Consider the following 13,482-nt stretch of genomic DNA (forward strand, 5'->3'; position numbering starts at 1 on the left):
TCCCTAGATGTTCAGCGTGCGCGGGCGGGCACGACGGACCCACTGCGCCACCAGCATGCGGGTGAAGTTGACGGCGGTGAACACCGACGTGACGATGCCGATCATCAGCACCACGGCGAAGCCGCGCACCGGGCCGGACCCGAAATACCACATCAGTGACGCGGCGATGACGTTTGTGATGTTGGCGTCCCAGATCGCCCGCATCGCCTCGTGATAGCCGGTCTCGATCGCGTCGACGACCTTGCGCCCTCGTCGCTGCTCTTCGCGGATGCGCTCGTTGATCAGCACGTTGGCGTCGACCGCGGCGCCGATCGTCAGCACGAAGCCGGCGATGCCGGGCAGGGTTAGTGACGCATTGAAGATCGCCATGATGGCCAGGATCATGAAGGCGTTGGCGACCAGCGCGGCGGTCGCATAGACGCCGAAGCGCCCGTAGGTGACGAGCATGAAGGCGATCACCGCGAGGGTCGCGACGACGCTGGCGATGGCGCCCTTTTGGATCGAATCCTTGCCAAGTTCGGGGCCGACGGTGCGCTCTTCGATGAAGTTGAACTTCACCGGCAGCTTGCCCGAGGCAAGCGAGATGGCGAGGTCGTTGGCGGTCTCGACCGTGAAGCTGCCGCTGATCTGCGCGCGGCCGCCAAGGATCGGTTCGTTGATGTTCGGCGCCGACAGCACTTTGTTGTCGAGGATGATGGCGAACGGCTTGCCGACATTTTCCTGCGTGGTGCGGCCGAAACGGCGCGCCCCGGCGGGATTGAACGTGATGTCGACGACGGCCCGGCCGTCCTGGTCGAAGCCCTGCTTGGCATCGACCAGCTGGTCGCCGGAGACCATGACGCGGCGTTTGACCGCGATCGCGCCGCCTTCGACCATCGGCAGCACTTCGCTGCCCGCGGGCGCACGGCCCTGCTGCACCTGGTTGGGGTCGGCCTCTAGGTCGACGAGCTTGAATTCAAGCCGTGCCGTCTGGCCGATCAGGCGCTTCAGCGCCTCCGGGTCCTCGACGCCCGGCACCTGCACCAAGATCCGGTCCGACCCTTGCGTGATGACCGTGACTTCCTTGGTCCCCTGCGGGTCGATACGCCGGCGAACGACGTCGCGGGCAACGGTCAGCGCGTCGCTGAGCGCCGTTTTCATCCCCGCGTCGGTCGGCGACACGACGATCCGGTTTTGGTCGACGACGCCGATGTCCCAGTCGCGCTGGCCGGTCAGACCGACGCCCTGCGTGGTTGCGCGCAGCCGCTGGACCGCGGCATCGACCAGCGCCGGATCGGTCACGGTGAAGCTGACTCGCCCGCCGCTGCTCGACAGGTCGGAAATCGGGATCCGGGGATCGCCGCGGCGAAGCTCGGTGGTGACCGTATCTTCCATTGCCTGCAGCCGCTGCTTCGACAGGTCGGCGATATCCGCCTCGAGCAGCAGGTGGCTGCCGCCGGCGAGGTCGAGGCCAAGGTTGATGGTCGAACTGGGCAGCCAGGACGGGTAATGCTGGCGCGCGCTTTGCGGCAGCAGGCTGGGGATCGCGAACAGGACGCCGAGCAGGACGACGCCCCAGATCATCATGACCTTCCAGCGCGGGAAATCGAGCACGAGCGCTGCGCCTTTTAGTCGTTGGCCGGCTTGGCGTTCGGCTTGACGACCGCCGAAATGGTCGACTTGACCGCGCGGACCCGGACGCCCTGCGCGATTTCGACTTCGATGTCGGTGTCGGTGACCTTGGTCACCCGGCCGCGAAGCCCGCCGCCGGTGATGACTTCATCGCCCTTCTTGGCGGCGGCGATTTCCGCCTGATGCTCCTTGGCGCGCTTTTGCTGCGGCCGGATCAGGAGCACGTAGAAAATGACGAAAATGAGCAGCCACGGCAGGATTCCGATCAGGAAGGCCGGCGCGCCGCCCGGCTGGGCAGCGGCTGCTGAAGCTGTGAACGTCAAGTAAGAGAGCATGTTAGAAGAAGACTTCCCTTGGCAGGATGGTCGGGGCGACTGGATTCGAACCAGCGACCTCCACACCCCCAGTGTGATGCGCTACCAGGCTGCGCTACGCCCCGACATTGCCGTTGTGTTACGACGGTGACGCGCATCTAAGGGTGCGCATGAGTGAACGCAACCCAAGGCGGTCGAGGCGCAGGAGGCGCAGGCGCTCCACCAGCGTCGCGGGGCGCGTCCTTACCGCGATTCTCGCCGTCCCGGCACTGTACATGCTGGCCGCGCTGGCCGGGTCGCTGGTCCCGGTCAACCGCGGCTGGACCGAGCCGGAGGCGGGCATCACCGTCTACCTGGCCGACAATGGCATCCACAGCGACATCGTCATGCCGGTCCGCGCCGGCGGGCTCGACTGGACCGATGTCGTCGCCCCGCACGAAACGCGCGGAGCGCCACGCGATGCCCCCTGGGTCGCCTTCGGATCGGGCGAGGAAAAGGTCTATCTGGAAACGCCGACCTGGTGGGAAATCCGCCCGGCGACGATCTGGGCCGCGCTGACTGGGGGCAAGCGGGTGATTCATGCGGAATGGGTGCCCTCGCCCGATTACGCCGTGCGCCAGTTGCGCCTGCGTCCGGAAGAATATCGCCGCTTGTGGGCCGCGATCCGCGCCGACCTTGCGCTCGACCCGAATGGGAAGCCGGTGCGCATCGACCATCCCGGCTACGGCTGCTGCGACGCTTTCTACCGCTCCGGCGGCCGCTTCAGCGCGCTGAGCACCTGCAACACCTGGACTGCCGATAAATTGCGCATCGCGGGCGTGAAGACGGCGCTGTGGCCGCCCTTCACCGGCGGCCTGCTGTGGCGGTATCGCCCGACCTAGAGGACGTAGCGGCTGAGGTCGGCGTTCTTGGCGATGCCGGACAATTGCTGTTCGACGAAGGCGCGGTCGACGGTCAGCGTTTCGCCGCCGCGATCTTCGGCTTCGAAGCTGATATCCTCGAGCAGCTTTTCCATCACCGTCTGCAACCGGCGGGCGCCGATATTCTCGACCGAATCGTTTACGTCGGCGGCGATCTGCGCAAGCGCGTCGATTCCGTCCTCGGCGAATTCTATCGTCACATTCTCGGTCCCGAGCAGCGCCTTGTACTGATCGGTCAGGCTGGCGCGGGTGGCCGACAGGATGCGGACGAAATCCTCCTGCGTCAGCGCGTTCAGCTCGACCCGGATCGGCAACCGCCCCTGAAGCTCCGGCAGCAGGTCCGCGGGCTTGGCGAGATGGAAAGCCCCCGACGCGATGAACAGGATGTGGTCGGTCTTCAGCGGCCCGTATTTGGTCGCCACCGTGGTCCCTTCGATCAGCGGCAAAAGGTCGCGCTGAACGCCTTCGCGGCTGACCGATCCGCCACGCACATCGCTGACTGCGATCTTGTCGATTTCATCGAGGAAGACGATCCCGTTCGCTTCCGCGTCGGCCAGCGCGACCTTGTTGATGTCGTCGGGATCGAGCCGCTTGTCGGCTTCCTCCTCGACCAACCGGGTGAAAGCGTCGGGGACCTTGAGCTTGCGCCGCTGCTTCGGCGCGCCGCCGGTCATCTTGGCCATCATGTCGTTGAGGTTGATCATGCTGACCCCGTTCTGGCCGGGGATATCGAACGGCATGGCCGGCGCTTCGGACACCTCGATTTCGACCTCGGCCTTGTCGAGGCTGCCTTCGGTAAAGCGCTGGCGAAAACTGTCGCGCGTGGCGGTGCTGGCGCCCTTGCCGGTGAGCGCGTCGAGCAGCCGGTCCATCGCCGCGTCCTCCGCTGCCTTGCGCACCCGGTCGCGGCGGCGTTCGCGTTCCAGCCGGACCGCTTCCTCGACCAGGTCGCGAGCGATCTGTTCGACGTCGCGGCCGACATAGCCGACCTCGGTGAACTTGGTCGCCTCGACCTTGACGAACGGCGCGTCGGCCAGCTTCGCCAGCCGGCGGCTGATCTCCGTCTTGCCGCAGCCCGTGGGCCCGATCATCAGGATGTTCTTGGGCGTCACTTCCTCGCGCAGCTCGGCGCCGAGCTGCTGGCGCCGCCAGCGGTTGCGCATGGCGACGGCGACGGCCTTCTTCGCGTCCTTCTGCCCGACGATATGCTCGTCGAGCGCGGCGACGATGGCCTTGGGTGTCAGCTTGTCCTTGAGCACGTCATCTGTCCCGCTGGCGGAAACTGGAGCCTGGTAGTTCATGGCACGCTAGATTGGGGCCCGCCGACGGCCGTTCAAGCGCCCGCTTGGTCGTACCGCGCCAGGAAGGCGATCATGTCGTCGAGCGCCGGGGTCGAGCCGCGGAACAGCGGGGACAGCGATTTGATCGTGTCGATGTGGCTCTTGCCCTCGTAAAAGCGCGTTTCGGCCACCGCCCCCGCCTTGGTCAGCGCTGCCGCCAGCGCGCGCGAGTTGCGCGGCTGGACGACCGTGTCGGCGGTGCCATGCATCAGCAGCATCGGCGGCGCGTCCTTGCGCGCGAACGTGATCGGCTGGGTCTCTTGCGGGCGTGGCCAGTTGGCCAGCGCATCCCGACCGCGGTTTTCGGTGAAGGGATAGAAATCGTACGGCCCGGACAGCAGCGCGGCGGCGCGAATGAGCTTCGGATCGGCGCCGGCATCGCGGAGGAAATGCGGGTCGAGCGCAAGCATCGCCGCGATGTAGGATCCGGCCGAATGCCCGGAGACCGCGACCCGCGACGGATCGCCGCCATAACCGGCGATATTGTCCGCCACCCATTTCATCGCCCGGGCGCCGTCCTCGACAAAGGCCGGGAAGCGCACGTTCGGGACCAGCCGGTAATCGGGGATCACGCAGACGAACCCGCGCGCCGCCAGCGCCCGGCCGGCAAAACCATATTCGGCCCGGTCGCCCATCGCCCAGCCGCCGCCGTAGAAGAACACCACTACCGGCAACGGTTCGGCCGGCGCCCGGTTCGGCGCCCACACGTCGAGCTTCAGCCGCGGATCGTCGCCGAACGGAATGCCGCTTCCCGCCAGCCGCGCGCTGTCGCCAACCAACCGGCTGGCGCCGTTGAGCAGCCCGGCGGGCGAGCAGCCACCAAGCACCATCGTCGACATCGCCGACAGCATCGCGAAACGGCGGGTCACGCGGCGCACCGCAAGCCGTCCGACAGCTGCCGATGCCGCTCCAGGATCCGCGCGATGGCGGCGGGTTGCGGGGTTGGGTCCGCCTCGCCGCGTTCGAAGGTGCCACCGAGGAGGACGCCGTCGCCGCGCGGAAACATGTACCCCGCGTCGACTGTGTAGGCGTAGTTCAGGTCAGGCTGCGGCTGCAGCACTGCCAGCTGGCCGCGCACCGGGGTCAGCCCTTCGTCGCCGACCAGCGTCCTGGCGCCGATCCCGGTACAATTGAACACCAGCGTCTCCTTCAGCGTGGCGACATCCGCGAGCGTGTCGAACCGGCGCATGCGTATCGTCCCGCCGGCCTTCAGCACTTCCTCGGTCAGCCACGCCATGAACCGCGGCGTTTCGACGTACATGGTGTCGAACCTGACAATGTCTTCGATCGGAAAAGGATGCTCGTCCCTGCGCAGCAGGCGGGCATTCGCATGATATTGGTCGAGCCACTTGTCGGCGAACGAGACATTGCGCGACTGGTCGTAGGTCGGCAGCCAGCGAATTCCGTAGCGCGCGCCGACCAGGGTCTGAAACCGCATCCAGCTATAGGCCATCGCCGCCTGGAATTGCGCCCTCCAGGCCGGTGTCACCTCGCCCTCGCGGAAATGGCCGAACGGCGAGACCTGGCCGCCGGCGACCGCCGAGGTTGTGTCCGGCGGCAAGGCGGCGGTGTAGATCGCGACCGGAAAGCCCGCTTCCTGGAGGAGCCGCGCGGTGGTCAGTCCCATGACCCCCGACCCGATCACCGCGACCGGACCCTGATGTCCGGGCAGGCCAAGGTCCACGGCCAGCCGGGAGCTGCCCCAGCTAAGCGTGATACCGGCGCCGCCGTGGCCGTAATTGTGCACCAGCGCCTTGTCGCCAAGCGCGTCGCGGCGGACGACGAAGCCGGATGCACGATAGGGCCGCAAGCCGGCGACCGTGCGAATGATGCGGCTGGCATCCACCCGGACCGGCCGCAACGGCGTGCATCCGGACCTTACGGAGCGTCCAACGGTGGTGCATCCGGCCAGCGACGCGGCCACGGATGTCCCGACAAATGCGCGGCGATCCAACAACATAAGCGGCTGCCTTAGCCGCTGGGCGCGTCAGCCTCCAACGGTTTCGATGGTCAAATTGCCATTGGTGAAAACGCACACTTCCGCGGCGATCGCCATCGCCCGCTCGGCCAGTTTCTGCGGGTCCTGTTCGTAATCGGACAGCGCGCGGGCCGCGGCGAGCGCATAATTGCCGCCCGAACCGATCGCGGCAATCCCGCCTTCGGGTTCCAGCACGTCGCCGTTGCCGGTCAGGATGAGCAGCGAATCCTTGTCCGCGACGATCATCATTGCTTCGAGGTTGCGCAGATATTTGTCGGTGCGCCAGTCCTTGGCCAGTTCGACGGCAGCGCGCATCAACTGCCCGTTATACTGCTCCAGCTTCTTTTCCAGCCGCTCGAACAGGGTGAAGGCGTCCGCGGTCGCGCCGGCGAAGCCGCCGATGACCGCGCCGCCGGCACCCAGCCGCCGGACCTTCTTCGCGTTCGGCTTGATCACCGTATTGCCCAGGCTGACCTGGCCGTCGCCGGCGATGACGGTCTTGCCGTCCTTCTTCACGCCAAGAATCGTGGTGCCGTGATACTGTTCCAAATGCCGCTCCTTCGACCGGGATTTGGGTAAGCGCCCGCCGGCTTGCAAGCGCGGCCTAGCCGCCGAGGGCGAAGGCCAGCCCTTCGTCGACGATCGCGCGGCTGATCTGGTGGCCGCCGTCGAACGGCCGGAAACGGACGTCGGCGCCCGCCTGGCGAAGCAGCCCCGCAATCCCTTCCGCTTGAGCAAAGAGCAGCACATCGTCCTTGCGGCCGTGGGCAACGAACAGCCGCTGGCGCGTGTCAGTGCGGTCGGGAAAGACGAAGAAGCCGGGCGACAGCGCGATCACTCCGCGAAACAGGCCGGCGTTCGCCATGCCCAGCGACAGCGCATAGGTCGCGCCATCGGAAAAGCCGCCGATCACGATGCGCCGGGGATCGACCGGAACGCGCTGGAACAGGGTCCGCAACACGGCATCGGTGCGCCGAACATCGGGGCCGAAGTCGGCCCGTGGCACCCGGTCCGGCGACCGGCCGACCCGTTCGATGAGGTCCCATGTCCGGCCGCTGGACTGGAGCGAGAGCAGCAGGACCTTGTGCCGGTCCGCAGCTTCCTCAAGCGGCTGCAGCATGTTGGCGGCCGAACCGCCCGCTCCGTGCATCACGACCAGCAGCGGCATCGGCGCGGCGATGCCGGCCGGCCGGTAGGCGATTGCTCCATGGTCCAGCGCCGTCCTTCCGGCGGGCAGAGCATCGACGGCCGCGGCAACCGGCCGGGCGGCCAATCTCGCGGAGTTGGTCCGGGCCTCGGCCGGTGCGGACATCCACGCCGCGGCAAGGGCAGCCAATGCGAGCCCTGCCTTCGACCTTCGCACCTCAGCCGCGCTCCTTGCGGCCGCCAAAGCGTCGCGCGCCCGTCTTCAGGTGCGACCACAGGGACCGGTCGGTAAAGCCCTCGAACATCATCTCGCTGCTTTCGGGATCGAGCAATTCGGTGTCGGCGATGAATTTGGCCGTGCCGTCGAGCTTTTCGAACTCCAGCAGCTTGAGCGTCTTGCCTTCCCCGCGAAGCGCCTCGATAGTTTCGACCAGCGACCCGTTGCGGGCGAAGGTCGCCTCCACTTCGGCATCTTCGACGCCAAGATGTTCAGCCATCAGGCTGGTCCGCAAGGCGGCAATCCGCTTCCGGTCGGCGCTCGCATCGCTGGCGTCGAGCGCAAGGTCGCATTCCGTGTCGAGGCCCAACGAGCGGTTGTTCATGTTCGCCGACCCGACCTTCAGGATGCGGTCGTCGACGATCATGATCTTGGCGTGGACGTAGATGTCCGTCCCGCCCTTCGTCACCGGCGTATAGATGCGGAACCGGTTGTCGGGATCGGAGTGGCCGATGACCGCGCCAAGCCGGGCGCGGGTGGAATCCATCGCCACCTGTTCCAGCCAGCCGTCGGCATGCACCGGGTTGACCAGCACGAATTCGAACGTGTCATTGTCCATGATTTTGGCGCGAACGGCGGCGGCGATCTTGGGCGATGCGAAATACTGGCTTTCCGCGTAGATGAACCGCTCCGCGCCGGCGATCAGGTCGAGAAACAGCGCCTCGATCTCGCGCACTTCCTCATTGTCCTTGTAGCAGGGGTTGGTGCGCGCGACGGCCAGCTCGACGTCCTCGAACCAGGATTCGATCGTGTCCGGCCACAGCGGCCGGGTCTCGCCGGGGACAGGCAATTGCTGGCCGGTCGCCACTTGCCAGCGCCGCCGGGCAAGATCGCCAAGCGCCCCCGCCACCGGTCCCTGGACGACCATCGTCGCATCGTGCCACGGACCGTACGGCTTGCCGTTCGGCCGCATGCGCCCCGGGTCGTCGTCGGCATGGTCCCGCCGGTCCCAGCGGTCGGCGGTCATGTCGATCCCGCCGCAGACCGCGAAGCTGTCGTCGATCACGACGATCTTCTGGTGATGGCTGCACCCGGACGGATGCGCGCCGTCGAGCTTGAAGCGGATGTTCTTGCGCAAGGCCAGCCGCGCGATCCACAGCATCGCCGACCCGCGAAACAGCGTTTTCAAAGCGCCGAAATCCCATTTGAGGATGCGGATATCGACATCCGGTTTCGACTTGGCCAGCCGCAGCAGGAACGCGCCCAACGTCTCGTCCGCCTCGCCCCCGTCGTCCCGGTCGAGCGCGATACGCGGGTCGAAGTCCCAGCCGATGATCAGGATCTGCTCCTTCGCCTGCAGCATCGCCTGGCGAACGGTCCGGTAATAATCGCAGGCGTCGATAATCACGGCCGCTTTCGCCGCGCGCTCGACGCGCCAGCAATTTTCCCCCGGCCTGAAAACGCTCATGCGCCTTAAAGCCGGAATTGGACCGATCGTTCCTTGGGCTTAACGTTCGACGCCCTTGACCTTCCCCCAGGTGCGCGCGGCGGTGTAGCCAAGGTAGCCGGTACCGAAGAGCGCGTAGAGTTCTTCGGGGATGCCCCGCAGGTATGACGTCATGCCGTCGGCGACCTGCCGGGCGAGGTCTGGCTGGATCGCGGCCATCAGGCCGAGCGGGATCGCCCACAGGATCAGCGCATACATCATATACAGGAAACTCGGCCGCGCCCGGCGCGTCCAGATATCGTTCCGGGCGTCCCGAGCCGCCACGGCGCGCAATTCCGCCTCGAGCGACGGCCACTCTTCCCCGTCCCGCAGCTTGAGCAGCGCCAGCTTCGCCTTGTCCCGCGCCCGCGGGTCGGCGACGGTCGCATCGAGCAGGCGCACCAGCGGTCCGGTCACCGGGTCGGGACTGAAGAGCTGGCCGAATTCCGCGCGCATTGGCCTAACCGATGCGGTTCGCAAGCCAGCCGTAGAGGAAAGCCTCGTTGGCCGGCCGCCGTTCGGCCAGGCGGATGTAGCGTTCACCCTGCAGCGCATCGAGCGACTTCAGCAGCACGCTTTCGCCGCCGTTGCCGCGAACCTTGAGGAAGCGGTCGAGCGCGGCCAGCGTTGCCGGGCCGATCCGGCCGTCGGGGACAAGGTCGGGATAGTCGCGCCGCTCGCGATTCAGCGCCGACAGCGCGCGCTGCAGGAACGTCGCCGCAACCGCGGGACCCATGTTGACGCCGGTGTCGAACAGCTCCGCGGCAATGGTTGCGCAGCGGCGGGCCACCTCGTCGAACCGCGGGCGATGCCAGTACAGCCGTTTGTAGATCGCGGTCGCCTCGTCGCGCGGCAGGTTGCGCATCGCGCCGGCAAAGCCATGAGCCCGGGCCACCGCCTCGGTGATCCCATATTTGGTCGCGCCGCCGCGATCGCTTGGGTGATTGATATAGCCACCCTCGCGCTCGATCAGCGCCTCGATCATTTCGTCGATGTCCATCGAACCTCTCCCGATTGCCGAGTCGAGAGAGGTTTGAACCAAATAGGTTATTTTAGGAAAGCGGTTTTTTGCCCCGCAGGCCTAATCCATCGAGGCCATCTGCCGTGCCGGACCGAACATCTGGTCCATCGCCTGCGCGTCGAAGCCATAGGGGTCGCCGCGGAACACCACGCCATTCCCCTTCGGCGCGACGGTCATGTAGGTCATGAACACCGGCACCGGTCGCGGCACTTCGAAGCGCTGTTCGTTGACGACGCCATTGCCCGGCACGCCGCCGAACAGCCAGGTCGCGAACCGCTTGTAATCCTCCAGCCGGACGCACCCGTTGCTGACCCACCGGTCGCTGGCGGAAAACAGTTCCTTGTGCGGCGTGTCGTGCAGATAGATGCCGTAATCGTTGGGCATCTCGAACTTCATTTCGCCCATCGAATTCCACGGCCCCGGCTTCTGCCGGACGCGGATGGTCGGCTGCTTCTGGCCGGACGCGATCGCCTTCCAGTTGACCGCCTTCGGATCCATCAGCGTAGCGTTGTTGCCCCAGTCGGACAGCACTTCGTAATGATAGTTCTTAAGGTAGGAGAGCCCCTCCTTGCCGATCCGCTTGGCGGTCAGCGAACGGACCAGCTCGGGCGGCACGTTCCAGTATGGGTTGGCCAACGCATCGCGCAAAAGCACCGCCATCATCGGCGTCTTGGTCTTGGGCGACCCGACCACCGCGCGCATGCCGTCGGCCACTCGGTCGCGGTCGAACAGATACACTTCGGCGGCGCCGGAATCGACCACCACGTACCGGTCGAACTTGCCGGTCTTGGGCAGCCGGAAGGCGCGTTCCATGTTGATCGCGATGCGGCGGATGTAATGGTCCGCGCCGCGGTTGAGGGAGCTGATCGTGTCGCGCCCGGCAATGCCGTCGGCGGCGCCCAGCCCGTGCACCCGCTGATACGCGGAGACGATGTTGACGACCTCGTCGTTATAGCCGCCGGCCGGCGACAGGCCGAGGCGCGTGCGCAGCACTTCGACGCGGCGGCCGCTCATGCCCTTCTTCAGAGTGGGACCCACCGGCACCTTGACCTGCGGCAGGCGGCCCCAGCTCGCCTGATAGGCGCGCAGCCCGTTGGCGAGGTCGGCGAACATCCGGCTGGGCGCTTCACGCGTACCCCAATCGAAGCCGATCGTACGCAGCAGCCAGTTGGTCGGCCGCTGGCGCCGTTGCGCGACCGTGCTGAGGTCGGGATCGACGTAGACGAAGTCGATGCCCTGGCGGACGTTGCGCGGCACCGCGATCGGCTCGTCGCCGCGCGGAAAGGCCTGCGCGTAAGCCGCATCGGCGGACATGGCGAGCGCCGCGGCGCTGAGGATGAGGGCGAGAGCTTTCATAGGTTCATGCGCCGGTCGCCCGGCACTCCAGATTTCGACGGATATCCAACGTCGCAGGCGTACATTGGTTCGCTTTGCGGAACGCTGAATGCGGTGTTTGGCCGGCAGCAAGGGCAAAGCGGGGCGGATTAGGCGCGGATTTGACCGAAAGTGTGGCTTTCAGGCGATTGCGCGCCGCGCGAAGTGCGTCATTATCCGCGGCGGTGCGCCGCCCTGCGGCGCTGTGGAGGGATTTCGACCAATGCTAAGCCGTATCGCCCTGCGCGCGCTGATGGGCGCGTCTTTTGCCGCCATCGCGGTTACTGCAACGCCCGCTTCGGCGCAGCGCGTCGACAGCATCACCGCCTTTGGCGACAGCTATGCCGACGATGGCAACCTGTTCCAGATCATCGGCTTCAATCCGGCGCCGCAGGTCTACCCGACCGGCCGCTTCTCGGGCGGCACCAACTACATCGACACGCTGGGCCAGATCCTCAACGTGCCGATCTACAATTTCGCCATCGGCGGCGCGAACAGCGACAACACCAACGTCAACGGCCCGGGCATTCCCGGCTTCGCGACCGAATGGAACGCCTATCTCGCGGGCGGCGGCGGCCCCTTCCCGACGGTCGACGGCACGTTCGACGCCAACGACCTCGTGACGTTCAGCATCGGCGGCAACGACGCGCGCTTCTACCAGCGCAACGGCGGCACGCTCGCCGGCGTGCCGACTGCGGTCGCCGGGTCGGTGGCCTATGCGACCGCGGGCATCGACGCCCTCGTTGATGCCGGGGCGCAGAACATCAGCTTCCTCGCCGGCAACACCGCCATCCTTCCGGAAATCGCCGGCGATCCCGCGGCACAGGCGGTTCGCAACGCCTATTCGACGTCGTTCAACACGGCGATGCAAAGCGTGCTGGCCGGTTATGCCGCCAATGGCGTGACCGTTCACTACCTCGACCTCAGCCTGGTCGGCGAACAGATAGCGGCCAACCCGCAGGCGTTCGGCCTGTCCAGTGCCGGCGCCTGCGCGCCCGCGCCGCAGTGTATCGGCAATACCGCCTACACCAACCAATTCCTGTTCTACGTCGATAACCTGCACCTGACGTCGGCGGGCTTCGCCATTGTCGCGCAATATATCGACGCGCAGCTGACCGCGCCGCTGGTCCTCCAGGCGCCCAGCGACCTCGCGCTCGATACCGCCGAACAGTTCGGCCGCACCATGTCGCTGCGCACCGACCTTGGCGGGCGCTCCGGCGGGCCGGGCGTCCGCGCCTTCATCATGGGCGACGGCTTCTCCCGCAAGGTCGGCGCGTCGATGACCAACGACCAGTTCCGGCTGTCCGGTGCGGGCGTTACCGCCGGCGTCGAACTGGGTCTTGCCGCCGGCGTCGTCGGCATCGCCGGCAATTACACGCGGCCCAAGGCCCGCTTCGGCAACGAGGCGCTGAAGACCGACGGCGACAGCTACCAGATCGGGGCCTACGGCGGCGCCAACTTCGGGCCGCTGTTCGCGCAGGCGCACGTCGGTTACGGCAGCGACAAATATGACATTACCCGGCGCGGCGTGGCCGTGCCGATGGACGCCGATCCGGACGGCAGCCACATCGTCGCCGGCGCCAAGGCAGGGTATCTGATGCCGATGGGCATCGTCACGCTCGGCCCCGTCGTCTCGCTCGATTACGCCCGCGCGAAGATCGACGGCTACACCGAAACCGGCGATCCGGCGCTGACGCTCAATGTCGCCGACCAGTCGTTCAAGTCGCTGACCGGCGGCCTTGGCGTCGAATTGCGCAGCACCGCTGCAGTCGCCGGAACCGGCTTCCGCCCCTACGGCTCGCTGATGGCGCAAAAGGACCTGTCGGGCGACAGCCGCACGCTGTTCTACTCGCAGACGGCTTCCCCGGTGATCGTCAACCGCTTCGATTATCCGGAACGCTCGAAGGACGTGTACGCCCGGCTCACCGCCGGTCTCGAAGCCTCCGTGCTTGGCGCCGTCAGCGTCCAGGCCGCGGCGTCGACCACGTTCGGCCGCGACGACGGCAATGCGGTGTCCGGCCACGTCGGGCTGGGCTTCGGCTTCTGATCAGGCAGGCGCCGGGCCGCAAGGGCCG

The 13,482-nt window shown here is 66.7% G+C and carries 13 protein-coding genes and 1 tRNA gene; 2 read left to right on the top strand and 12 right to left on the bottom strand.

Features of this window, described 5'->3' with window-relative positions; translation table 11 throughout:
• Window positions 1-3: 3 nt before the first annotated feature.
• From secD to H8M03_RS06000, 3 genes are all read right to left on the bottom strand, one after another.
• On the bottom strand, window positions 4-1,593 hold the full coding sequence (gene secD / locus H8M03_RS05990; RefSeq protein WP_187480820.1) for a protein translocase subunit SecD: 1,590 nt from the start codon (window positions 1,591-1,593) through the stop codon (window positions 4-6).
• A 14-nt stretch (window positions 1,594-1,607) separates the two neighbouring features.
• The gene (gene yajC, locus H8M03_RS05995; RefSeq protein WP_187480821.1) at window positions 1,608-1,946 is read right to left on the bottom strand and encodes a preprotein translocase subunit YajC; all 339 of its coding nucleotides are present in this window, start codon (window positions 1,944-1,946) and stop codon (window positions 1,608-1,610) included.
• Window positions 1,947-1,973: 27 nt separating this feature from the next.
• Window positions 1,974-2,050 (bottom strand) — tRNA-Pro (locus tag H8M03_RS06000).
• A 45-nt stretch (window positions 2,051-2,095) separates the two neighbouring features.
• Between H8M03_RS06000 and H8M03_RS06005 the strand changes: the two genes are divergently transcribed.
• Window positions 2,096-2,806 (top strand): TIGR02117 family protein, encoded by a 711-nt coding sequence (locus H8M03_RS06005; protein ID WP_246449138.1) that lies wholly within the window; start codon window positions 2,096-2,098, stop codon window positions 2,804-2,806.
• On the opposite strand, the gene hslU is transcribed toward H8M03_RS06005, so the two are convergent.
• From hslU to H8M03_RS06050, 9 genes are all read right to left on the bottom strand, one after another.
• Window positions 2,803-4,146 carry an ATP-dependent protease ATPase subunit HslU gene (gene hslU, locus H8M03_RS06010; RefSeq protein ID WP_187480822.1) on the bottom strand — a complete coding sequence of 448 codons (1,344 nt, stop codon included), beginning with the start codon at window positions 4,144-4,146 and terminating at the stop codon, window positions 2,803-2,805. The genes H8M03_RS06005 and hslU overlap by 4 nt on opposite strands.
• A 32-nt stretch (window positions 4,147-4,178) precedes the next feature.
• The gene (locus H8M03_RS06015; protein ID WP_246449140.1) at window positions 4,179-5,054 is read right to left on the bottom strand and encodes an alpha/beta hydrolase; all 876 of its coding nucleotides are present in this window, start codon (window positions 5,052-5,054) and stop codon (window positions 4,179-4,181) included.
• Window positions 5,051-6,031, bottom strand: a complete 981-nt coding sequence (locus H8M03_RS06020; RefSeq protein ID WP_246449143.1) for an FAD-dependent oxidoreductase — start codon at window positions 6,029-6,031, stop codon at window positions 5,051-5,053. Before H8M03_RS06020 ends, H8M03_RS06015 begins: the two co-directional genes overlap by 4 nt.
• 141 nt (window positions 6,032-6,172) lie before the next feature.
• Window positions 6,173-6,712: an ATP-dependent protease subunit HslV gene (gene hslV / locus H8M03_RS06025; RefSeq protein ID WP_187480824.1), complete on the bottom strand. Its 540-nt coding sequence runs from the start codon at window positions 6,710-6,712 to the stop codon at window positions 6,173-6,175.
• Between the two features lie 55 nt (window positions 6,713-6,767).
• Window positions 6,768-7,475: an alpha/beta hydrolase gene (locus H8M03_RS06030; protein ID WP_187480825.1), complete on the bottom strand. Its 708-nt coding sequence runs from the start codon at window positions 7,473-7,475 to the stop codon at window positions 6,768-6,770.
• A gap of 52 nt (window positions 7,476-7,527) precedes the next feature.
• Window positions 7,528-8,994 carry a phospholipase D-like domain-containing protein gene (locus H8M03_RS06035; RefSeq protein WP_187480826.1) on the bottom strand — a complete coding sequence of 489 codons (1,467 nt, stop codon included), beginning with the start codon at window positions 8,992-8,994 and terminating at the stop codon, window positions 7,528-7,530.
• A gap of 39 nt (window positions 8,995-9,033) precedes the next feature.
• Entirely contained in the window at window positions 9,034-9,468 is a 435-nt protein-coding gene (locus H8M03_RS06040) for a 3TM-type holin (RefSeq protein WP_187480827.1), read from the bottom strand.
• 4 nt (window positions 9,469-9,472) lie between these two features.
• Window positions 9,473-10,012: a glycoside hydrolase family 108 protein gene (locus H8M03_RS06045; protein ID WP_187480828.1), complete on the bottom strand. Its 540-nt coding sequence runs from the start codon at window positions 10,010-10,012 to the stop codon at window positions 9,473-9,475.
• A gap of 81 nt (window positions 10,013-10,093) precedes the next feature.
• Window positions 10,094-11,389 carry a L,D-transpeptidase family protein gene (locus H8M03_RS06050; protein ID WP_187480829.1) on the bottom strand — a complete coding sequence of 432 codons (1,296 nt, stop codon included), beginning with the start codon at window positions 11,387-11,389 and terminating at the stop codon, window positions 10,094-10,096.
• Between the two features lie 241 nt (window positions 11,390-11,630).
• Here H8M03_RS06050 and H8M03_RS06055 point away from each other — a divergent pair, with 241 nt between their 5' ends.
• Window positions 11,631-13,454 carry an autotransporter domain-containing protein gene (locus tag H8M03_RS06055; protein WP_187480830.1) on the top strand — a complete coding sequence of 608 codons (1,824 nt, stop codon included), beginning with the start codon at window positions 11,631-11,633 and terminating at the stop codon, window positions 13,452-13,454.
• Window positions 13,455-13,482 lie beyond the last annotated feature (28 nt).

It is taken from the genome of Sphingomonas sabuli (assembly GCF_014352855.1).
Lineage (GTDB): Bacteria > Pseudomonadota > Alphaproteobacteria > Sphingomonadales > Sphingomonadaceae > Sphingomicrobium > Sphingomicrobium sabuli.

Bases quoted from the DNA above. Each gene is read 5' to 3' on its own strand.
- yajC (WP_187480821.1), bottom strand. From the start codon at position 1,946: ATGCTCTCTTACTTGACGTTCACAGCTTCAGCAGCCGCTGCCCAGCCG.
- H8M03_RS06005 (WP_246449138.1), top strand. From the start codon at position 2,096: ATGAGTGAACGCAACCCAAGGCGGTCGAGGCGCAGGAGGCGCAGGCGC.
- hslU (WP_187480822.1), bottom strand. From the start codon at position 4,146: ATGAACTACCAGGCTCCAGTTTCCGCCAGCGGGACAGATGACGTGCTC.
- H8M03_RS06030 (WP_187480825.1), bottom strand. From the start codon at position 7,475: ATGTCCGCACCGGCCGAGGCCCGGACCAACTCCGCGAGATTGGCCGCC.
- H8M03_RS06035 (WP_187480826.1), bottom strand. From the start codon at position 8,994: ATGAGCGTTTTCAGGCCGGGGGAAAATTGCTGGCGCGTCGAGCGCGCG.
- H8M03_RS06040 (WP_187480827.1), bottom strand. From the start codon at position 9,468: ATGCGCGCGGAATTCGGCCAGCTCTTCAGTCCCGACCCGGTGACCGGA.
- H8M03_RS06045 (WP_187480828.1), bottom strand. From the start codon at position 10,012: ATGGACATCGACGAAATGATCGAGGCGCTGATCGAGCGCGAGGGTGGC.
- H8M03_RS06050 (WP_187480829.1), bottom strand. From the start codon at position 11,389: ATGAAAGCTCTCGCCCTCATCCTCAGCGCCGCGGCGCTCGCCATGTCC.
- H8M03_RS06055 (WP_187480830.1), top strand. From the start codon at position 11,631: ATGCTAAGCCGTATCGCCCTGCGCGCGCTGATGGGCGCGTCTTTTGCC.